The sequence below is a fragment of the Vibrio sp. 10N.286.55.E10 genome (assembly GCF_002872555.1).
Taxonomy (GTDB): domain Bacteria; phylum Pseudomonadota; class Gammaproteobacteria; order Enterobacterales; family Vibrionaceae; genus Vibrio; species Vibrio crassostreae.
Window position 1 is genome coordinate 101,318 of record NZ_MCSD01000007.1, and the last position, 22,118, is coordinate 123,435.

The window sequence follows — 22,118 nt, forward strand, 5'->3', positions numbered from 1 at the left end:
CTTTAACTTGGCAGGACTTAAAAGCGCACCCAATTGGTGCGCTTTTTCTATGCAATATCACTATGTGTCAATAAGTTCGCAGAAAAACAAGATGAAAAAAAATCTCATTTTTTGAAGTAACAATTTATTGATTGGTAACCCATATTAATAAGGAGTTTACTTGGTAATTTCATCAATAAAAAACTAAAAAATTTCTAAATTACACACCTTTTAGCCATCACATCACCTTCCAAATTGTTGAATTTAAGTACTTTTCATCTTTCACGGTGAATCACGCGGTAATTCACGCTTTCTTGATTAAGATTCTGAAAAATTTTTGAAGAATCCATTTTGTCATGTTTAAGCCACGAACCATTAATGCTGTGTTCTTACTGCCATGTAGTTTGGCTGTGAGCCTAGCATGTTATGCAAACCCATTAGAGGGCGACCAATTAAAACCCCTAGAGGTAGCTTCAACCGTACAAGCTAACAATGCGCAAGTTAGCAATGAGCAAGCGACGGTGAAAAATACCTTTGTCACGTTTTCAGCTTATCAAGTCGATGAAGCGCTGCTAAATGTCATTACTAGCATGAGCACCTATTGTCGTGAGGTTGAACTAGGGAAGGACGAGCTTCAGTGTGGTCCATACAGTGATGCGGAGTGGAAAACGGTAGAGCCACTTATTGCTGAATTGACCGATCACCAATATCAGACCCGCAAGGGGTTAGATAGTACTTCGTTGCCAAACCTGGCTTTGGACGAGGGTAAGCTTAACGAAGCTAACCCTTATGTTGCTCCAATGACTTCTGAACTCGTGACCATTGCTCAACAGCAGTCTGAGCAGGGCAACATTCGCGCCTACCAAGAGCAAGTACCATCTCGTTTAGTGGCTGCTGGTGTGAGTGAAACAGAAGACTGGTTATCTGAAGTTTTTGGTGGCGCACAGTTTGATTTAGGCGTCTCTTTAGCGAAAGGCAGCAAATGGCAAGTTGATCAGGTTGAAAGCCTGTTCCCTTTTTGGCAAGCCGACAATAAATCTTTGTGGTTTATTCAAGCGGGTGCGGTGTTTAACCAAGACGACTTCCATGGCCGAGACTTTTCGCACATTGGTACGGGTTATCGTCAACTCGCTGAAGATGATTACTACGGGGTAAACACCTTTATAGATTATGACCATCAGCGCTATCACCGAAGAATGAGCTTAGGTGTTGAGTACGGGGTGGGTTACGGAAACATGAGCTCCAACTTCTACTTTCCTCTATCGAATTGGAAAGATTCGCCGGACGAGTATGAAGGGATGAACAGCCTTGTTGAAAAGCCTGCGAAGGGTTGGGATCTCACGCTAGAAAGCTATCTGCCGATGGATACACGCTGGAAGTTGAGTGGTACAGCGGGTCAATACCTTGGTCGATACGTAGAACATCGCGATGGCAGTAACCCGACCAAAAACCCGTTGCGTTTCGAGTTAAACACCGAGTTTAAACCGACCAAAGAGCTGGCGTTCTCGTTGGGATACCAAAACGAGGAAGGGGCAAGTGAACAGTGGATAGCTGGTGTTAACTCTACCTTGTCTCTTGGCGGTTTTTACGAGCCTGAGCGCCGTGAAGTTTTCCAAAGCTCATTACCAAAACAAGACCGTTTAACGGACTTTGTTGAACGTGACCATAACATTGTTTTGGAATACAAACAGAAATACGCAGAGATCAGTATTCGTCTGCCTGAATCTGTGGTGGTTGCAGAAAACTCTCAGCAGTCATTAGCGGAGTGGATGGAGGTGAAAGGGGGACCTGACATCGTCTCTTACACCTGGTTAGGTACTGCTAATCCGTATCTGAACAGTCAGAGTGCTTCGGTACCTTTATTTACCGCGCCAAGCTACCGCTATGACGGCAACAATACACTGTCGCTTAAGGTGAGATACAAACTCAAAAGCGGCCAAGTGAAAGAGTCTAACACCATGTCGATTACCGTCACTGACAGTAAGTTTCTTGAGTCAATTTCGTTTGAACCAGAAACCGCGACCGCGGGTGAAAGCATCGTTGCGAGTGCCTTATTGAGCAAAGCCGTTGCCGATATCCCGGTGACCTATCAAATCACCGCTGAAGACTTAACATCTTTGACGTTGAATGGGGAGACGTTAGAGCTGGAACCGAACCAAGCGAACTTCGTTTACCAAACCGTCACCAATGAAGAAGGCATCGCTGAGCTGGTTTTACTCAGTCATGTGGCGCAATCCGTCACGGTAATAGCAATTTACGATCAGAACGAACAAGACGCAAAGCAAGGCAATATCGAGTGGTTAAAGGGCAGTGTCTATCGTGTTGACCTGTTTCATGAAGGGCATCGTCTAGATGAAGACCTATTCACGACGGAAGCCATCACGGCTTATGTGTTCGAAGATGAAGCGGCGGTATTAGACCTTTCTCAATACTCGTTCCAATGGTTCCGAAGAGAGCATGATACTCAAAACGAATTTACCAAGGTGGCGAACGCCAATCAGCAAAAGTACGTGTTGAAAGGCGAAGACCAAGGGTTCCAATTCAAAGTCCAAGTGACAAAGAAAAAACCGTCGGATTCAAAGTCGGCGACAAACAACAAGTAATTCATAACTAACAATAAAACATGAACGTTTTCGTTCAGAAAGGAAAGACAATGAAAAAATCAATGATCACTATCGGCCTACTTATGGGTGGTTTTACAGCAACAGCAGCTTGGGCTATCGACAGCGTTGCCACTGCACCTGTACAAGGCCACAAACCAACAGTAACGGCTCCTGCGGTGACGACAACTGATATTTTATGGACACCTGCGGATATTGAAGTCGAATTCGATGCACCGACTCTTGAAGACCAAGACGATGATGCCATCACCAAGGTGACGTACTGGTTAGAAGACTCGAGTGGTACCGAATACGCAAAAGTAGTTGAAGCGGATATCAGCGAATTGGACGACGGTGTCATTACATTTTCAAACTTCAATGAGCTAAAAAACAAACAATTAAACCTAGTGTGGCAAGTTCATACTCAATACGGCTACCCGTCAACAACGCTTGTCTCTGATAAAGTAGAATCGAATGACTTCAACGTTGCTGCAGCAATGGCCCTAACCATCAGCGGTACAGCTGAAGTGGGTCAAACTCTGACGGTACACGCGGATGACGGTGCGGTTATTGACCTAGCTAAAGCAGATGTGACGTTCACACTGACAGAAAATGAAACAGACACAGCTGGCCTTTACCAGAAAGGCGATGCTGAAGCTGCGCTTCAAGCGGCGCTGGTTGACGCCGGTAATGACCTAACATTTGTATTACCGAAAGAGGTACAAGGTTACACGATCACTGCGTCTATGAATGAGGTACAAATTACTCGTGCTTCACTACGTTAATCCTTTGAGATTGCTTTAACCATTAACCAAGCGGGCTGTTTTCAGCCCGCTTTCTCTCGATAGGGGTACAACCATGATACGTCAATCCATCATCACTATTTTGGCTTTAAGCTGTTCTTGGTCAGCAATGGCAGAATGCCCTGAAAACCAAGTTTGCTCAAATCATACGCCAGTCATTTCAGGCCACGGTTACCCAACGGATATGCCCGAATGGAATGTCGCACCGAATGAGAACAACACCATAGGCACAGGCCCTATTTCCGTTCGTCCTATTCAAGATCTCGATCCCGATGGCGATGAAGTCATTGCCGATTCAAAGACCTACCAGTGGTGTAATGATCAGGGAGAGTGTTTTGCGAGTTCGCCAACCCTGACCATCAACCCATCAGACATTGATAAGGTGTTTGATAAAGGCGTGGGCTTTAAACCTCTGACCGTGAAATACAGCGGCAAGGTTGACAAGGGCTACCCAGAAGCAACGCGCACTTTTGAAAGTGAACCGTTACCTGTGGCACTCGAGTACCCACCAGATGGCACCAAAGGGATCTGTTACGAAGCACAAACTGTCGATTTTATGAACCTTGCGTACGACAATATTGATTTAAATCTATCCGGAAGCAGGCAATATCGGTTGAGCTTTCCGACGCTGGCGTTTGATTTTTTGCCAGGGGTGGTAGAAATGACAGAATTGACAAGCCTGTCACCAGTGCACTTCAGCCCATCGACCCCAAAATTTCAAGACAAAAAGCTACCCGAAACGCTGGTTGTTAACTTCTCGTACGATGGTCATAACTCGATACCGATTACGCTTACCAAGCAACCGATCCCCCCTAGCTTTGGGCTAGTGATATATCAAACGACAGACAGCAACTTGGCTTTGCCTTATCCCGAGGCAAACCCCGAAATAACCATCAGTAACCTTCAATTCCAATTTACGATGGCGGGCAGTGACCAAGACAGAAGAAAGAGTATGGTCAATTGCCAGCAGTTTGACCGCTAACCATCTCGATATGACTCATTCAGTTAGTCATGCATTTAAGGTTGCGAGCACTGAGGGCAAATAGCTGGTTGCCTTCAGTGACTGCTAATCAACCGTTTTGATGCAATTAGCTGTAGATATCAATCTAGTGTGGGATGGCAGGCTTGTTTTCGCCGTTATATTCCATTTACGCAGTTTGTATTCGTTCACTGTGCAGTGCACCCGTTTCTTCAGCCTCTAGAACAGGCCGACTTGTGCCTTTTAGCCATTTTACCTTTTTATTTAATCACCAAGAGACCAACAACCATGAAATTTTCTCCTATTTACGCGGCATTGCTCACCAGCTTAGCCAGCATTTCAGCAGCGCATGGCGCTCAACACACTCAGAACATTGCGGAAGGCTATGGCGCAGACAATATTGACCCTCACCGTCAGTGTTTAGATTTAAACCCTGCTGGTGCCAGTAAATACTGTGTGGCTAATTTTAAACCGGAAGGGCTTACTCTAGAGCCTAAGCAAAAGGTATTGATCACCACGCCAGTTTCGTTCCCGCAGGGGGAGTGGTACCAAGATCAAGCCCCATCTAAGGTGGTGATTCGTGGCTCTGATAATCACAATTCCACTTGTTCAAGCTTAGGCAACAGCCAGTGGTCTTGTTTGCTTCCTGAGTCTGGTTACCACAGCACTGGTGTTCAGATAGAAATGTGGGTGGCCGATGGCGTGCGCAGAATGTGGGGCGGTGAACTGACCGTCGATGACTTGGTGGAGCCGGTACCGATGGAGGCGTGTATTGATCGTGCAATTGCCTCGATTGAATTATGGAAACATCAGGGGTTTGATAGCTACCGCTATACCGCAGAAAAGCTGCACTTAGCGCTGGAAGGGCTACCGACTATCCCTTACCAAGACACCATCGATGAAAATGCTCTGATTCTGGACATTTTACACACCTGCGCCCTGCAAAGTGACGAGGTACCAGCGCTTCTTAAGCCATAACACTGGCGATTCTTTCACTGAATGAGCCCTGGGCTTGATAAGCTAACTCATTGAATTAACGAGCTCTAAAAAAAGCTCATAAAACCTAAACTAACGGTAATTCACTGTATTTCACGCCGAATCAAGCACAAGCTTGGCGGGTCTTTAAACGTCGCTTCCTGTTGGCTGTGATGTCCAATAACGGCCATTTGGCTGATCACGTTCAATGGCATTCGTTGCTAACGAATTCGCAGCGGTTGTGGCTTTGAAGGCCTTTATCTCCATTTTTTAATACTGTTACTTTCAATCAAAGAGACTGAAATCTTAATGAAATTTTCTCCTATTTATGCGGCGCTGCTAACCAGCTTAGCCAGCATTTCAGTAGCCCATGCTGCTCAACACTCTCAGAACATTGCTAACGAATATGGCGCGGACAATATTGACCCTCACCTGAAGTGTTTAGATTTCAACCCACATGGTGCCAGTCCATATTGTGTGGCTAATTTTAAACCGGAAGGGCTTACTCTAGAGGCAAATCAAAAGGTCTTGCTCACCACGCCGGTATCGTTCCCGCAGGGTGAGTGGTACCAAGAGCAAGCCCCATCTAAGGTGGTGATTCATGGTTCTGATAATCACAATTCTACTTGTTCGAGCTTAGGCAACAACCAGTGGTCTTGTTTGCTTCCTGAGTCTGGTTACCACAGTACTGGTGTTCAGATAGAACTGTGGGTGGCCGATGGCGTGCGCAGAATGTGGGGTGGCGACCTCATCATGGACGATTTGATCCCTGATGCGCCTGAGATTGAAAACGCATCGGCTACATTTGTACCGGCAAAAGGTGAAAACCTGACCCGAGACGGCAAAATGTGGCTAGCGACCCAAACGCCAATCAATGTCACGTTAGACTTTGATTTAGTTAACGGCAGTACAAACAGTTTTGCTAACCAACCGATTCGAGTGCTACTGGAAAAAACGGTCGGTACTGGCGAAGACAACACCACAACAGAGTGGGTAACGCTATCAGGCCAAAGTCAAAGCATCAACAGTGGCCACAACACCATCACGGGTCAGGTTATTCCTTCGCAAGGTTGGGATTCAGCGGCGTTCTACACTGTATCGCTGGCTTATAAGCTGAACGACAATGACACACCGGTTTCTTTTGTCGATCCGCAAGGCCGCACCACAATGACAGGTCAAGGCGCTTACTTGAGTGCGTCGCCTATGCGTATTGTTGATTCTAACAACTCAGGCAGTACCTGTGTGTTGACACAAAACACCCCACAGTCGTGTGACTTTATTGCAAACGGTAGTGGTGTAAAACTGACGGGCCTTAATGTATGGCAAGATGATGACAGCCGACAAAGCATCCAAGCGGGCACCCAAACTAAAACGTTACAAGGTGGTCACGTAACAAACGACGTCGCGTTCGATCTTCAAACCACAGGCAAACAGACGTTTACTTGGAACAACGTTTCTACGGTTGTTACGTACAACACTGATGCCAACCAGATTGTGCTTGCCGATGCAGATGCAACGAACGATGTGATTTACGATAACGCATACATCAATGGTGCTGTTACTAAGGTGACAAACAAAGGTAACCGAAATGGCAGCCGTGAAGCGCGTAATACTGGTATTCAAGTTTCACTTGATACACTGGATCACAGTGCCATTTCAGGTTTGGAAAGTGTTACTTGGTCGGTAGAGTATCCATTAGTTGAGCTTGTAAAGGTGTATGCGCCAGAACTACCGAGCTTAGCTGAAGACGTATTGAAGCTGGCAGAACAGACAATCAACAGTACTATTTTAGCGAATGCTTCTGAGTTCTCTGAAGAGGGGCAATTCTACCTTGATGTCGCAACTCTAAATGATTCTATCGCAGATGCTGCTGCTAATTTAGGTGGTGAGTACGCAAAATATCTTCCTCGCTTTGCTAACGTTGTATTGCCACTGGATCTTGTAGCGAATTACCGTGTTCATGGCGTTGATAAGGTGAAGTCAAAACGCTTCAATATCGCGATTGGTGACCGAGGTAAGCGTATTGTTAACTTCGAAAGCAATGGTAACGTGCAGTGTTTAACTAATGTTGGCGGCAAGTTTGCATTCCAAGACTGTGACACATCACAAGCGGTAAATGAAAATACCGACCCTAATGTGCTGTTTAAATTTGTACCAGCGGCGCCTGGCACTGTCACACACCCGACGAACGTATTCCAAGTTCGCCCTGCGAGCGATGATACACAGTGTTTAACGGTGAACGGTTACAGTAGTTACAATGTGGTAAGTCAAGAATGTAATGTGGACGCTGGTGTGTCTCAATTGTTCTCTTTTAAAGCGCAATCTGATAACCACCTAGAAGAATCTATTGTTGCTTCAGGCAATACTGCAGAGATGACGATTTCTTCATTGTGGAATGGCCGTATCTTTGACCGCAGTGGCGGTGGTGCTGGTGGTAGTCAATGGGGTGATTTGATTGTTTACCCGAAAAATGGTGACAAGGGTTCAATGAACCAACATATGTTTGTTTCTCGTTTCGGTATTCAAAACGAAGCGAACCGACCACAAACTGTGCCTGTAGATTTAACTATGAGATGTCAAACGGGTGGTTCATTCCTGAATTACTGGAGCCGTATCCAGCTGACGGCGACCAACAACTCAGATTACGACGCGTATGTTCGTGTTAACTGGAATGAGCGTTGGGAACTGGTTCGCGCGGGTACAACCAGAATGGTCGATAACCGCTTAATGAATATGCCGGTCGCTTTCGATCAAGTGTATCGTTTCTTCCCAGAGTTTAACCCACACAATACATTCTTCTCTTTGCCAGCGAATGAAACGGGGTGTGAAACGGGCTGGGGTCGACCAGATCTGGATTTCACTGAGACGAAGAAAGGCTATAACGCTTGGACAGTCGCTCCTGAATAATAGTTTGTAATTATATGGAGCAAGGTGATTAACCTTGCTCCTTTTTTGATTTTTACAAATAACACTGATTCTCTCTTTTATGAGTAAAACGATGAAAAATACATTATCAATTTCGATTGCAAGCGCCATTCTAGCGTTAAGCAACCAAGCCATTGCAGCACCAAGCGTGGATCTTGAAGGGGCGACACTACAAGGCCTAGCGCATTCGCCGGTGGGCTACTCATCACAAGTTGATGCGTTTATGGGCGTAAAATATGCTTCAGCAGAACGCTTTCAGGCACCCAAGCTTAATTACTTTGAAGCTGGCGTTCATTATGATGTGACTTCTGCAGGGGATATCTGCCCGCAAATACCTCACACAATGGAAGCGAACGGTGTAGTACAAGAAGCACAAAGCGAAGACTGTTTAAACGCGAACGTTTGGCGCCCTTCAGGTGTTGAGCTAGGTGAAAAGCTGCCCGTTTATGTGTTCATTCATGGCGGTGCATTTGAGCTTGGCTCTAGTACAGTTAAGCAGTTTGATGGCGCGAAGCTTGTTGCTAAAAATGCAGATGAGGGTACCCCGTTTATTCTGGTTAGCATGAATTACCGATTGGGTATTTTTGGTAGCTACTACAGTGAACAACACTCTGGTAACTACGGTATCCAAGACCAGAAGGCAGCGTTGCAGTGGATTCATGCCAATATCGATAGTTTTGGTGGCGATGCCGACAACATTACTCTGTTTGGCGAAAGTGCAGGTGCGATGTCGATTGGCATCCAATTAATGGATGAGCAACAAAACGCTCACCTGTACCAACGTGCCATCATGGAAAGTAACCCATATGGCGTTAAGTACAAAGATGCCGAGTCAGCGAAATGGGTAGCAGGTGTTGTTCAAGATAAGCTAGGAAAGGACAAAGACATTACTAGCGTGCCTTTTGAAGAGATCGTGGATGTTCAAGTTCAAATGAAAGCTGCAGCAACGCAGCTGAATAGCTTGACCAGTATTACCCCTAAAACAGCGGGTCTGTTATCTTGGGCACCCTATGTCGATGGAGAGACTGTCACGTATCAGCCGAGTGAACTAAAATCGGTAAATGGTGTTGATGTGATACTGGGTTTCAACCAAGATGAGTCGAATATCTTTGTTGCGCCGTTTGATGCGCTTCTTGATTTACCAGGCAGCTATAATTCACTGATCGATCTGTTTTTCGGTGCAGATAAGGGTTCTAAGCTACGTGAGATTCCAGAGTTCAAATTAAGCTTCTGGAATAGTACCGCAGCAAAGCGTAAAGCTAATGCCCGCAAACTAATGAATCAAGTGCTGTTTGCGTGTTCATCTCAACAGGTTGCGCAAAACTTGGCTGCAGGTGGTTCGAATGCGGCGCTATACCAGTTCAACTATCAACCTGATTTTAGCCTTTGGCCTGACTACTACGTAGAGAGCTTTGCAAAAACGTGTAAGCCATCTGAGAGCTCATGTCATGGTGCAGAGCTTTCTTTTATTTTCGGTAATGAGGTGAATGCAGTATCTGGACCTGCTGAATTTTCTAATAAGGATAAGTCTGTTAAAGATGATCTTATGTCACAGTGGTTACAGACTTCTACGTTCACACCATACGCTTTAGAAAAAGACAATGTGACGGTCTTTAACACTAACGGTGAGTTTGTTACGGAAAATGATTGGGACAACACGCTTAATGCCAGTTTATGTGAACAAGTAAACCAAGTGATGGCTTTGTAGCCTTTATTACAGAAGCATGAGCCGAAAGCCTGACTACTATTAGTCTTAATCATTTGTTAGATAAATGGTTAGGTGTAAATTGAAGAGCCACTGTTTATGTATAAAACGGTGGCTCTTTTATTTTCTTAATAAACCAAAGAAATATTAGGTGAAATAGTAAACTTTTTTCCTCTATTTTTGCGTAGTGATATGGGGTAATTAAATCCTTTCTAGGATTCATTTCAATTCTGATTGGACGAGTGTGTCTATCAAGTTGCTTACTGGGTATAATTGATTTGTTGTTACAATCAATGTGATCTTATGAATCTTAATGCTTTAATGGGGCTTTTCTATCAATGAATGTAGAATTTGATAGTGGGAAAAATAAAATAACTTATCGAGAAAAGGAATTACTGCTCAATAATAACGAGTTTAAATTAGCTATTCTTCTATTGGGGAAGCAAGGAGAAATGGTCGAAAAGTCGACCATATTAGATACAGTTTGGAAGAACAAGGTGGTGACTGAGGGGTCGATAAAGCGAAGTATTTCGCTTTTGAGAAAGGCCTTTTATGATCTAGAAGCGAACGTTGAAATTACGGCATTCCGCGGTGTTGGCTACAGCATAAACACGAAACTGAATGTATTTATCGATAACACACTGATAAGCCTGGACTCTGAAGAGCCAGAACATGAAAAGAAAGAGCCCATATATCAGGAGATTACAAGCAAGATATCCAGTAAGGCCAAACCTATATTAACGTTCTTTATTAGTTTAAATTTTGCTGTTGGTGGTTACTTTTTGTACCAGGATTTTGCTTACTCAGGTTTGTCCCAAATCTCCCCATATATGAAAGATTCTTTTATATCATCTGATTACCATTTACAGGTCTTGGAGAGTCGTACAGGTAATAATATCAACCTGATCACTTTAAGGGATCATACTGCACCGAAGTCATTATTGAATCTTATTAATCAATTGAATACTAATATGACGCTATTTTATCAAGTTGATGGTAAGAAGGTTTACTTCGCATATGCGTTAGAAGAAACTTCGCAAAACTCTTATGCCAATAACTATATAATCTCAGTTCACTCTCAAAATGAAAAAATTAAAAATATCCTTGAAAAATTTTAATAAGTATCACTTTTTCTTTCTGTTAAGTTTAGTTTTTATGCTTTTTTCTTTTATTAGGCATTATACGCATCAGAATCGTCACAACTTAAGCTTTGTCTACAACTATAAACAGTACGTTGAAAGAAAGAACGGGCTCAAACTCAAGACATTAAGCTCGACTAATTTTACTGATGAGCACTTTTCAATCATGTCTTACTCTTTTTCGAATAATGGCGATGGGGTGTTGTTTACTTCTGAAGCGCAAGTGGTTGAGAGACACAAAAATGTTTTCGAGTACTGTCTATATGATTCTGAGGTAGAGGACTTTACTGAACATAAAACCGATCCTCACTTTGAAGAGTTGTTTTTCACGGCATCTGACATCGTAATGAAAACACGAACCCGAGATGTGAGTAGTAGTGCCGTGAATTACTTTAGCCAACACATCGTACTTATCAAAGGGGGAATATTTGAGTTCCCAACGTTGGTATCGCGTTCTCGCAGTTCACAATAAGTCCCAATAACCTGATTAAAGCGAGTAGACCGTTAATTTCAGTAGTCGAAAAGCGTGTAAAACGGTAAGTGTCTATACGTACTGTTTAGCCCAATATACTCTCACTTGATTCGGGGCGCTGGTAATACACCATCAGGTTCTGCTAACGATAATTCACCAATCTAAGCTCATCTTGCACTGCCTTTTTTAATTATACCTTAGTCTAAATTGTCGACAATTAGCTTGATTGTCGACAATTTAATCGTGTATTTTATGTTCATGTTATGGAATTGTTGACAATTAAGGTTCGGCAATCAGAAGTGAGCAGCATGAATATGAATACTGCGATAAAAGATCTCAGCTTAAGTGCAAACACGAAAACTCGTGTTGGCGACAAAGAAAACACCAAGTCGGAAAGCCTGACTGAATACCTAGTCGAGGCGATTGTTAGCGGTGAATTAGCTCCGGGCAGTAAGATCTCGGAACCTGAACTGGCTAAACGCTTTGAAGTAAGCCGAGGTCCATTACGTGAAGCGATAATGCGTGTGGAAGGGCTAGGGCTTATTGAGCGAATTCCTCATGTCGGCGCTCGAGTTATTACTTTTTCGGCAGACAAACTGCTAGAGCTTTACGCCGTGCGAGAGGCATTGGAAGGCATGGCTGCTCGATTAGCGGCGAGACACATCACACAAGAAGAGTTGATCGGGCTTGAAGGGTTATTGTCGACACATTCTAAACATATCGATGAAGTCGAAGGTTCTTCTTATTTTCATCAACATGGGGATTTTGATTTCCATTACCGCATTATCAAAGCGAGTCGTAACAGCAAACTCATTTCGCTGTTGTGTGATGAGCTTTATCACCTATTACGCATGTACCGCTACCAATCGCCTAGAGCACAGTCTCGACCAAAAGAGGCGCTTGATGAACATAAATACATTTTACAAGCGATTCGCAACCGTGATGAAGAGCTAGCAGAAATGCTAATGCGAAGACACATCTCGGGTAGCCGATTGCTTATTGAGCAACAAATTCAATCCAAAGATCTTGATTAACTGGCGACTGGTATTTGCTAGCGGTTCTTCGCTGGCGAGAGCTAAACATCATTAGTCATAAAGATTAGAAATAAACAATTAACAGGGAGCGTCATTATGAAGTTATCAGCAGGAGCAAAGTTCCGACAAGCTGTGAAAGACAACGACCCATTGCAGATCGTCGGCACGGTGAATCCGTATTGCGCGATGATGGCAAAGAACTTGGGTCATCAGGCGATTTATTTGTCTGGTGGAGGCATCGCCAATGCGTCTTACGGTTTGCCTGATTTAGGCATTACGACATTGAACGATGTATTGGTCGATGTTGAACGTATTACCAATGCGTGTGATTTGCCCTTGCTGGTGGATATCGACACGGGTTTTGGTGGCGCATTCAATATTGCACGAACCATTCGAGCGATGGAAAAAGCGGGTGCTGCTGCCATTCATATGGAAGACCAAGTGGCTCAGAAACGCTGTGGTCATCGACCAAATAAAGCGATTGTAAGCCAGCAAGAGATGGTTGATCGAGTCAAAGCGGCAACAGATGCTAGAACCGATGACAGCTTCGTGATTATGGCGCGTACCGATGCATTGGCAGTTGAAGGCATTGATAGTGCGATTGAACGAGCGATTGCGTGTGTTGATGCGGGTGCGGACATGATCTTCCCTGAAGCGATGAATCAACTCGATCAATACGTGAAGTTCTCAGCGGCGCTGAAATCAGCAACGGGTAAACACGTGCCTATCTTGGCCAACATCACTGAGTTCGGCCAAACACCACTCTACAACTGTAGCGAGTTAGCCCAATCAAGTGTCGACATGGTGCTTTACCCATTGAGTGCGTTCCGTGCGATGAACAAAGCCGCGGAGAATGTTTACAAACACTTGTTAGTTGAAGGCAATCAAGAAGCTCTGCTGGATTCAATGCAAACCCGTAAAGAGCTCTACGAACACCTGAATTACCACGATTACGAGAACAAGCTTGACAAGTTGTTTTCGAGTGAAGAATAAATCCAACTTCAATTAATAAAAATCAACTTAATCCAATAACGTGAAATGGTTAGTCGCCACATCCAGTTCCGATTGTAAAAGCGTCGGACATATAAATAGTTAGCACCAAAGAGTGCAGGCGGCTAACAAAGAAAAGGAGTTCAACATGTCTGTATCTTTGAGTGATAAAGCAACTGTCGACAATGCGTCAATGGCGAACAATAACGTAGACAAGAATGAAAGCGCGAAACCAACTGGTACTCCCGCGATTGGTGGTGCAGGGCTACGTGGCCAAAGTGCTGGAACCACCGCTCTATGTACCGTAGGCCAGTCAGGAACGGGTTTAACTTATCGTGGCTATGATATTACTGACCTTGCTAATCATGCTCAGTTCGAAGAAGTGGCGCATCTGCTACTCAGAGGTCATTTACCCACTGAAAAAGAGCTAGACGATTACAAAACACTGTTGGTTGGCCTACGCGGCTTGCCTCAACCTTTGAAAGTAGCATTAGAGCTTATCCCTGCAGACGCTCACCCAATGGATGTGATGAGAACAGGTTGTTCAATGCTAGGTAATCTAGAGCAAGAGTCTGATTTTTCTGAGCAATTGCCTGCGACTGAACGAATGCTCGCGCTTTTCCCTGCGATTATTTGTTATTGGTATCGCTTTAGCCATGATGGCGTGCGCATTGATACGGAAGATCAAAGCGAAGCATGTTTGGGTGGCTATTTCTTGAAGATGCTGACTGACAAAACGCCTAGTGAACTGCATAAAAAGGTGATGCACTGCTCGCTAACCCTTTATGCGGAACATGAGTTTAATGCCTCTACCTTTGCCGCTCGTGTTTGTGCCTCAACACTGTCGGATATTCATTCTTGTGTAACGGCTGCGATTGGCACACTAAGAGGCCCACTGCACGGTGGTGCGAATGAAGCGGCAATGGAAATGATCCAAGATTGGAAAACCGCTGATGAAGCCGAAACCAACATCATGCAGATGCTTGCTAACAAAGACAAAATCATGGGCTTCGGTCATGCCATTTATCGCGAAAGTGATCCTCGAAATGCCTTAATCAAACGTTGGTCAAAAGAGCTAGCTCAAGAGGTGGGAGATGAACAGCTTTATGCCGTTTCAGAACGTGTTGAAGCGGTAATGAAGCGCGAGAAAGGGCTGTTCTGTAATGCTGACTTCTTCCATGCATCGGCCTACCACTTCATGGACATCCCAACCAAATTATTTACTCCGATCTTCGTGATGAGCCGCCTCACAGGTTGGACAGCACACGTGTTCGAACAAAGAGAAAACAATCGCATCATTCGTCCAAGTGCAGACTACACCGGGCCAGAGCACCAAGACTGGCTACCTATCCATTTACGTTAGTCCTCTATATCGAGCCGACTTAAATCTCGAGGTGACTGTTATCTTCATGTGATAAGGCCTCGGGAACCAACGAATAGAATTTAACAGATAATGGTGGATGTATGTCTGATGTAAAACTTGAAAGAAACCAAGAGCTTGATGAAAACAAGTATCGAAAGGTTTTACCGGGAACGGGTTTAGAATATTTCGACGCTTGCGAAGCGGTAGAAGCACTATCCCCGGGCGCTTATAAAACCTTGCCTTATACGTCGCGAGTGTTGGCAGAGCAATTAGTAAGACGCTGTGATCCTGAAACCCTTGAAGACAGCTTAAAGCAGATCATTGAACGCAAGAGCGACTTAGATTTTCCTTGGTATCCTGCGCGAGTGGTGTGTCATGACATTCTAGGTCAAACAGCCCTAGTAGATTTGGCTGGATTAAGAGACGCGATTGCCGACCAAGGCGGAGACCCTGCCAAGGTGAACCCAGTGGTCGAAACTCAACTGATTGTTGATCACTCTTTGGCAGTGGAACATGCCGGGTTTGATAACGAAGCATTTGATAAAAACCGCGCGATTGAAGAGCGCAGAAACAAAGACCGTTTTCATTTTATTGAATGGTGTAAAACCGCGTTTAAAAACGTGAGTGTGATCCCAGCGGGTAACGGGATCATGCACCAGATTAACTTGGAGAAAATGTCTCCAGTTATTCAATCTAAAGAAGGCATCGCGTTTCCTGATACTTGTGTTGGTACCGATAGCCATACACCGCACGTTGATGCCCTGGGCGTTATTGCGATTGGTGTGGGCGGCTTGGAAGCTGAGACTGTGATGCTAGGTCGGCCTTCGATGATGCGATTGCCGGACATCGTCGGCGTGAAGCTAACGGGTCAACGACAAGAAGGGATTACGGCAACGGATATTGTGCTTGCGATTACCGAGTTTCTTCGAAATGAAAAAGTGGTTTCTAGTTATTTAGAGTTCTTTGGTGAAGGTGCTCGTGCACTGACTATTGGCGACCGTGCCACTATATCGAATATGACGCCTGAGTACGGTGCGACTGCGGGGATGTTCTACATCGATGAGCAGACTATTCAATACCTTAAACTCACGGGACGAGAGCCTGAACAAGTTGAACTAGTCGAACGCTATGCCAAGCAAACCGGGCTATGGGCTGACGATCTAGACTCTGCTCAATATGAGCGTGTATTAGAGTTTGATTTATCGAAGGTTGAGCGCAATCTTGCAGGGCCATCCAATCCACATCGTCGTTTGCCAACCAGAGAGCTGGCTGAACAAGGCATTAGCCAAGCATCTTGGAAAGAGCAGTACAGCGATGATCAAATGCCCGATGGTGCCGTGATCATTGCGGCAATTACCTCTTGTACTAACACCAGTAATCCAAGAAACGTGGTAGCCGCAGCATTGGTGGCTAAGAAAGCCAATCAGCTTGGATTAGTTCGTAAACCGTGGGTGAAAACGTCATTTGCTCCAGGATCTAAAGTTGCCAAGCTCTACCTCGAGTCAGCAGGTTTGTTGCCAGAATTGGAACAATTAGGTTTTGGTATCGTCGGTTATGCGTGCACTACCTGTAATGGTATGAGCGGAGCCCTAGATCATGCAATCCAACAAGAGATCATCGACCGTGACCTGTACTCAACCGCTGTGTTATCGGGGAATCGAAACTTTGATGGTCGAATCCACCCCTATGCAAAACAAGCGTTTTTAGCCTCACCGCCATTGGTGGTTGCTTACGCTTTGGCTGGCACGATTCGCTTTGATATCGAGAAAGACAGCTTAGGCACCGACAACAATGGTAAGCCAATCTACTTAAGTGATTTATGGCCGAGTGATGCCGAGATCGATGCCGTTGTCGGTGAGCATGTTAAACCTCAGCAATTCCAACAAATCTACGTGAAAATGTTCCAGCCAGACGAGGAACAGGTAACGACTGAACCGCTTTATGACTGGCGACCTCAAAGCACCTATATTCGCAGGCCACCTTATTGGGAAGGGGCTCTTGCGGGAGAACGAAGCCTTTCAGGGATGAGACCTTTAGCGATTCTGGGTGACAATATCACTACGGACCATTTATCTCCTTCAAATGCGATTCTCGCTTCGAGCGCGGCGGGGGAATACCTCACCAAAATGGAAGTTCCGGAAGAGGACTTTAACTCCTACGCGACCCATCGAGGTGATCACTTAACCGCACAACGAGCAACCTTCGCCAACCCTAAACTGTTCAACGAAATGGTGAAGGACGCAGGAGAAGTCGTTCAAGGTTCATTAGCAAGGGTTGAACCCGAAGGTCAAGTTACGCGAATGTGGGAAGCGATAGAAACCTACATGAACCGTAAACAACCTTTGATTGTTGTTGCTGGTGCTGATTATGGACAAGGTTCATCACGTGACTGGGCAGCCAAAGGGGTGCGCTTAGCGGGTGTTGAAGTGATTGTTGCCGAAGGCTTTGAACGAATCCACAGAACCAACTTAGTCGGTATGGGTGTGCTGCCCCTGCAATTCAAAGCGGGAACGGATCGAAATACTTTAGAACTGGACGGCACCGAGCTTTACGACGTGTACGGTGACATTGAAGCCGGTTCTGATTTGGCTCTAGTCATTACTCGTAAAAACGGTGAAAAGCTGGATGTGCCTGTAACCTGCCGACTAGACACGGCAGACGAAGTGAATGTCTATAGCGCTGGTGGCGTATTGCAACGTTTCGCCAAAGACTTTCTCGCACAGTAGGACCTGGTTATGAACATCAAACAGATAAAAGTACCTGCTACCTACATGCGGGGCGGAACAAGTAAAGGCGTTTTCTTCAACCTAAGTGACTTACCTAAAGCGGCGCAAGTTGCTGGAGAAGCTAGAGATACATTGTTGTTGAGAGTGATTGGCAGCCCGGATCCTTATGGCAAACAAACTGATGGTATGGGTGGCGCAACATCCAGTACCAGTAAAACCGTTATTGTTTCGAAAAGCAGTAAAGCCGATCACGATGTTGATTACTTATTCGGTCAAGTAGCAATAGACAAGCCGTTCGTTGATTGGAGCGGTAACTGCGGTAATTTGTCTGCTGCAGTAGGCCCATTTGCTATTCATAGTGGATTGGTCGATTCGAATCGTATTCCAGAAAACGGCGTGGTCGAGGTGCGAGTATGGCAAGTGAACATAGAGAAAACCATTATTGTTCATGTACCTATCGCTGACGGGGAAGTCCAAGAGTTGGGTGACTTTGAGCTCGATGGTGTCACTTTCCCAGCTGCTGAAATCCAAGTTGATTTCCTAGATCCGGCCGATGCGAGTGGCTCTATGTTTCCAACAGGGAATGTTGTCGATTTTTTAGATGTTCCCGAATTGGGCTGCATCAAAGCGACATACATCAATGCAGGAATACCAACCATTTTTGTTGATGCAGAATCGGTTGGCTATCAAGGCACAGAGCTTCAATCTGATATCAACAGCGATTCAAAAGCCTTGGCATTGTTTGAATCCATCCGAGCACATGGCGCAGTTGCAATGGGGCTGATTGATTCTTTAGAACAAGCGGATTCACGCCAACACACACCGAAAGTCGCGTTTGTTGCTAAGCCTCAAGCGTATCAAGCTTCAAGTGGTAAATCGGTATTAGCTGACGATACCGACCTTTTGGTGCGAGCTTTGTCTATGGGGCAACTGCATCACGCCATGATGGGCACAGCTGCAGTCGCCATTGCTTCAGCGGCGAGTGTTCCGGGTACGTTAGTGAACTTGGCAGCCGGTGAGGGTTCCCGTGATTTTGTGACCTTTGGCCATCCATCAGGAACCTTAAAGGTGGGAGCTAAAGCTTTGCAGACCGAAAACGGTTGGAAAATAGAAAGGGCGATAATGAGTCGTAGTGCCCGAGTGATCATGGAAGGTGCCATCCGTGTGCCTTTTCCTAAGTAAAGCGATTGTCGTGAACGGTTAAATGTTCACGAACACAACGCTGAGAAAAGAGTGCTATCAAGTGCTACAGCCAAAGGCTAGGCACTTGGAGAAATGGATAAATCATGGAGGAGGCACTATGTCTGCTACGAATCGAATGAACAGAAAAACAGACTATATAACCGAGTATCAATGGGCGAGGGAAGATCCAAATTCGTTTTGGGAAACACAATCACAAGCGATAGATTGGTTTGAGTCACCAAAAACGATATTACAAACTGACGATAACGGTATTGAGCGCTGGTTTCCTGATGGGGTGATGAACACGTGCTGGTTGGCTTTAGATTATCATTGCGAAAATGGTCGTGGTGATAAAGTGGCACTGATTTACGACTCTCCAGTTACAGGGACTCAATCATCGTACACTTACAATCAATTGCGTGACCAAGTGGCAAAAGTCGCTGGTATGCTAGCTATGCAAGGCGTTACTAAAGGCGATCGTGTTGTTATCTACATGCCAATGATTCCTGAAGCGGCGATGGCAATGTTGGCCTGTGCAAGACTAGGCGCGGTTCACTCGGTGGTGTTTGGCGGGTTCGCTCCTCATGAGCTCGCCGTTCGTATCGAAGATGCCGAGCCGAAGGTGTTGATTACTGCCTCTTGCGGTGTCGAGATAAATAAAGTACTGCCATATAAGCCTATGGTCGACAGAGCGATCATGGACAGTCGTTGGAAGCCTGAGAAAGTCGTCGTATTTCAAAGAGAGCAAGCTTTAGCTGAATTGAGCAATGAACGCGATGTACTTTGGCAGCAAGCGGTTAACGATGCATTGCCGCACAGTTGCGTTCCTGTTTTGGCAACCGATCCTTTGTATATTCTTTACACGTCAGGCACTACGGGTAAGCCAAAAGGTGTGGTGCGTGACAATGGTGGTCATGCGGTCGCGATGAAATACTCGATGAGCACTATCTACGATATGCCGCAAGATGGTGTATTTTGGGCAGCTTCTGATGTCGGCTGGGTCGTGGGACATTCCTATATTGTTTATGCACCATTGATTCATGGTTGTACTACGATTCTGTTTGAAGGCAAGCCAGTACGAACACCCGATCCCGGTGCGTTTTGGCGTGTGTGTGAAGAATACAAAGTCGATGTATTGTTTTCTGCGCCAACCGCATTTAGGGCCATTAAGAAAGAAGATCCCGAAGGCGAGTTACTTACCAAGTATGACTTAACATCGCTCAAGTCGATTTTCATGGCCGGTGAGCGTTTAGACCCGCCAACGTTGGATTGGGTAGAATCTCACACCAATAAACCGGTTATCGACCACTGGTGGCAAACCGAAACGGGTTGGGCTATTTCTGCCAATCCGACAGGGCTGGAATCTTTGCCAGTGAAAGCGGGTTCTTCCACTAAACCTGTTCCGGGTTATCAAGTGGAGATTCTTAATGAACTCGGTGAAGTAGCACAGCCGAATCAGCAAGGCTTTGTTGCACTTAAACGTCCACTACCACCCGGTTGCCTGCCAACGGTTTGGCGTAATCATGATCGATTTGAGTCTGGCTATCTGAGCCAATTCCCGGGCTATTATGTTTCGGGTGATGGCGGCTACCTTGATGAAGATGGTTATCTGTTTATCATGGGGCGTATTGACGATGTGATAAACGTAGCGGGGCATCGTCTTTCTACCGGTGAAATGGAAGAGATCGTTGGCGGTCACCCAGCTATTGCAGAGTGCGCGGTAGTCGGGGTTCATGATGACTTAAAAGGGCAGCTACCTCTTGGTTTAGTTGTGCTGAAAGATGGCGTAAAAGTCGATGGCACTGAGTTACAAGCGGAGTTGGTTGGTAAAGTTCGTAATGAGATTGGCGCGGTAGCCTGTTTTAAGCAAGCCTTGGTTGTTGAGAGACTTCCCAAGACACGCTCCGGTAAGATTTTACGCAGAACCATCCGGCAGATCGCTGAAGGTGAGCAGTACGTGGTGCCTTCGACGATTGATGATCCGACTAGCTTAACGGAAATTGCTGAAAAGCTCGGCAAATAGGCTTAGCTGTTTGGGTAATTTGATCGTCGGCTCGTATATTAATACATAAGCCAGCGTGATGGTTTACCTAAACTCTACTTTATTCATCCGTTTATCCATTGCGTTTACTATGACCTCATTATGAACCCCACATATTGAGGTCTTTTTTATGCGATTTTACTTTTTGTTGATTGCTTTACTGGTTAGTGGCGCTGTTAGTGCCAGTATTTCAAAGGATGAAGCGAGCAGAGCGTTGTTAGAACCCTTGAGTCATCCCAAGGTATTTAAGTGTGTGTCCAAAACTGGCGTCGATCTCTATCAAGCGGTTTTTGATATTGGCGTGGGGTATGAAGCCGACCCGATTAACTCGAAGATGATCGTTAATTCAAGGAAAGGCCGATACGAATATCAAATCTTGGGGGCGGTAAGGTCTGAAAGAGCCGGTGAAATTGTCGTGTTGACTCGCCATGTGGGAGACGGGGTAAAAGTGGCTGCTATGATCGATGAGGAAAGTGGCAAGGTCCTTGGGATTGGTGATAAACACCACTATCGAGACTGCGGTGTAAGACCGCCACCTAGTGCAGAAAATATGCAAAACTTTTGGTCCAAAGACTAAGAGCGACATCTGAAAGACAAGAATTATAGAGAACGAGCGATTGAGGCGACCTTATTGGTCGCCTTTTTGTTGGTGAGGATAAAACGATCTCAAGATAGGTATCATTAAGTAGTTATACGATGGCTGGATAATACATAGCTGCACATGATGTATCGTCTAAACGTGGCTTTATTTATCTCATTAACGGACCTGCTTAAGATGGCTTTACTCCAAACGAAGAACTAAGCGAGACTCCTATGAAATTCACTAAACCTTTTCTTTTAGCGACACTGATTGTGACTATTTCTGGTTGCGCATCACCAGCAATGGATAACGAAAATGAGAATACTGCACGTAATCGTGGTGCTGTAGGTGGTGCTTTGTTAGGAGCAACAGCAGGCGCTCTAACTGGAGATGCGAGTTTAGCCGTGAAGGGTGCTGCATTAGGCGGTGTGACCGGTGGTGTTGCTGGTTCAATGAAAGATACGGACGATGCAAGAAACGCACAACGAACCCAAGTTACTGCCGATGGCCTAGCGCAAGACAATCGCACAGATGCAGAAAAGCGAGTTGCTGAAGTTGAGGCTGAAATTAAGCTTATTGAACTAGAACAACAGCTTGCTGATCTCAAAGAAGATAAAGAAGATAA

General features: G+C 45.3%; 16 protein-coding genes. All 16 read left to right on the plus strand.

All coding sequences use genetic code 11. The features are described from left to right. The first annotated feature begins 335 nt into the window (after nt 1-335). Nucleotides 336-2,582, plus strand: a complete 2,247-nt coding sequence (locus BCV39_RS06090) for an inverse autotransporter beta domain-containing protein (protein ID WP_102431186.1) — start codon at nt 336-338, stop codon at nt 2,580-2,582. Between the two features lie 50 nt (nt 2,583-2,632). Next, nucleotides 2,633-3,364: a hypothetical protein gene (locus BCV39_RS06095; protein WP_102431187.1), complete on the plus strand. Its 732-nt coding sequence runs from the start codon at nt 2,633-2,635 to the stop codon at nt 3,362-3,364. A 73-nt stretch (nt 3,365-3,437) separates the two neighbouring features. Beyond that, entirely contained in the window at nt 3,438-4,364 is a 927-nt protein-coding gene (locus tag BCV39_RS06100; protein WP_102431188.1) for a hypothetical protein, read from the plus strand. Between the two features lie 285 nt (nt 4,365-4,649). Then, nucleotides 4,650-5,339, plus strand: a complete 690-nt coding sequence (locus BCV39_RS06105; RefSeq protein ID WP_241902261.1) for a hypothetical protein — start codon at nt 4,650-4,652, stop codon at nt 5,337-5,339. A 306-nt stretch (nt 5,340-5,645) separates the two neighbouring features. After that, entirely contained in the window at nt 5,646-8,243 is a 2,598-nt protein-coding gene (locus BCV39_RS06110) for a hypothetical protein (protein ID WP_102431189.1), read from the plus strand. Nucleotides 8,244-8,334: 91 nt separating this feature from the next. Next, the gene (locus BCV39_RS06115; RefSeq protein ID WP_102431190.1) at nt 8,335-9,969 is read left to right on the plus strand and encodes a carboxylesterase family protein; all 1,635 of its coding nucleotides are present in this window, start codon (nt 8,335-8,337) and stop codon (nt 9,967-9,969) included. Nucleotides 9,970-10,304: 335 nt separating this feature from the next. Then, a complete protein-coding gene (locus tag BCV39_RS06120; RefSeq protein ID WP_017107116.1) occupies nt 10,305-11,084 on the plus strand; it encodes a winged helix-turn-helix domain-containing protein in 780 nt (259 codons plus the stop codon). Between the two features lie 187 nt (nt 11,085-11,271). Further along, nucleotides 11,272-11,577, plus strand: a complete 306-nt coding sequence (locus BCV39_RS06125; RefSeq protein WP_241902263.1) for a hypothetical protein — start codon at nt 11,272-11,274, stop codon at nt 11,575-11,577. A gap of 314 nt (nt 11,578-11,891) precedes the next feature. Then, nucleotides 11,892-12,611 carry a GntR family transcriptional regulator gene (locus tag BCV39_RS06130; RefSeq protein ID WP_102431203.1) on the plus strand — a complete coding sequence of 240 codons (720 nt, stop codon included), beginning with the start codon at nt 11,892-11,894 and terminating at the stop codon, nt 12,609-12,611. Nucleotides 12,612-12,707: 96 nt separating this feature from the next. Further along, nucleotides 12,708-13,604 (plus strand): methylisocitrate lyase, encoded by an 897-nt coding sequence (gene prpB / locus BCV39_RS06135; RefSeq protein ID WP_102431192.1) that lies wholly within the window; start codon nt 12,708-12,710, stop codon nt 13,602-13,604. Between the two features lie 145 nt (nt 13,605-13,749). Next, nucleotides 13,750-14,964: a 2-methylcitrate synthase gene (gene prpC / locus BCV39_RS06140; protein WP_102431193.1), complete on the plus strand. Its 1,215-nt coding sequence runs from the start codon at nt 13,750-13,752 to the stop codon at nt 14,962-14,964. A gap of 101 nt (nt 14,965-15,065) precedes the next feature. After that, the gene (gene acnD / locus BCV39_RS06145; RefSeq protein ID WP_102431194.1) at nt 15,066-17,690 is read left to right on the plus strand and encodes a Fe/S-dependent 2-methylisocitrate dehydratase AcnD; all 2,625 of its coding nucleotides are present in this window, start codon (nt 15,066-15,068) and stop codon (nt 17,688-17,690) included. Between the two features lie 9 nt (nt 17,691-17,699). Next, nucleotides 17,700-18,872: a 2-methylaconitate cis-trans isomerase PrpF gene (gene prpF / locus BCV39_RS06150; RefSeq protein WP_102431195.1), complete on the plus strand. Its 1,173-nt coding sequence runs from the start codon at nt 17,700-17,702 to the stop codon at nt 18,870-18,872. A gap of 118 nt (nt 18,873-18,990) precedes the next feature. Next, on the plus strand, nt 18,991-20,895 hold the full coding sequence (locus BCV39_RS06155; protein ID WP_102431196.1) for a propionyl-CoA synthetase: 1,905 nt from the start codon (nt 18,991-18,993) through the stop codon (nt 20,893-20,895). Between the two features lie 148 nt (nt 20,896-21,043). Then, nucleotides 21,044-21,490: a hypothetical protein gene (locus tag BCV39_RS06160; protein ID WP_102431197.1), complete on the plus strand. Its 447-nt coding sequence runs from the start codon at nt 21,044-21,046 to the stop codon at nt 21,488-21,490. 236 nt (nt 21,491-21,726) lie between these two features. Beyond that, the coding region (locus BCV39_RS06165; RefSeq protein WP_102460918.1) for a glycine zipper domain-containing protein at nt 21,727-22,118 on the plus strand (392 nt) is incomplete at its 3' end.

Coding starts and splice junctions, on each gene's coding strand:
- BCV39_RS06090 (WP_102431186.1), top strand. CDS start 336: ATGTTTAAGCCACGAACCATTAATGCTGTGTTCTTACTGCCATGTAGT.
- BCV39_RS06095 (WP_102431187.1), top strand. CDS start 2,633: ATGAAAAAATCAATGATCACTATCGGCCTACTTATGGGTGGTTTTACA.
- BCV39_RS06100 (WP_102431188.1), top strand. CDS start 3,438: ATGATACGTCAATCCATCATCACTATTTTGGCTTTAAGCTGTTCTTGG.
- BCV39_RS06105 (WP_241902261.1), top strand. CDS start 4,650: ATGAAATTTTCTCCTATTTACGCGGCATTGCTCACCAGCTTAGCCAGC.
- BCV39_RS06110 (WP_102431189.1), top strand. CDS start 5,646: ATGAAATTTTCTCCTATTTATGCGGCGCTGCTAACCAGCTTAGCCAGC.
- BCV39_RS06115 (WP_102431190.1), top strand. CDS start 8,335: ATGAAAAATACATTATCAATTTCGATTGCAAGCGCCATTCTAGCGTTA.
- BCV39_RS06120 (WP_017107116.1), top strand. CDS start 10,305: ATGAATGTAGAATTTGATAGTGGGAAAAATAAAATAACTTATCGAGAA.
- BCV39_RS06125 (WP_241902263.1), top strand. CDS start 11,272: ATGTCTTACTCTTTTTCGAATAATGGCGATGGGGTGTTGTTTACTTCT.
- BCV39_RS06130 (WP_102431203.1), top strand. CDS start 11,892: ATGAATACTGCGATAAAAGATCTCAGCTTAAGTGCAAACACGAAAACT.
- prpB (WP_102431192.1), top strand. CDS start 12,708: ATGAAGTTATCAGCAGGAGCAAAGTTCCGACAAGCTGTGAAAGACAAC.
- prpC (WP_102431193.1), top strand. CDS start 13,750: ATGTCTGTATCTTTGAGTGATAAAGCAACTGTCGACAATGCGTCAATG.
- acnD (WP_102431194.1), top strand. CDS start 15,066: ATGTCTGATGTAAAACTTGAAAGAAACCAAGAGCTTGATGAAAACAAG.
- prpF (WP_102431195.1), top strand. CDS start 17,700: ATGAACATCAAACAGATAAAAGTACCTGCTACCTACATGCGGGGCGGA.
- BCV39_RS06155 (WP_102431196.1), top strand. CDS start 18,991: ATGTCTGCTACGAATCGAATGAACAGAAAAACAGACTATATAACCGAG.
- BCV39_RS06160 (WP_102431197.1), top strand. CDS start 21,044: ATGCGATTTTACTTTTTGTTGATTGCTTTACTGGTTAGTGGCGCTGTT.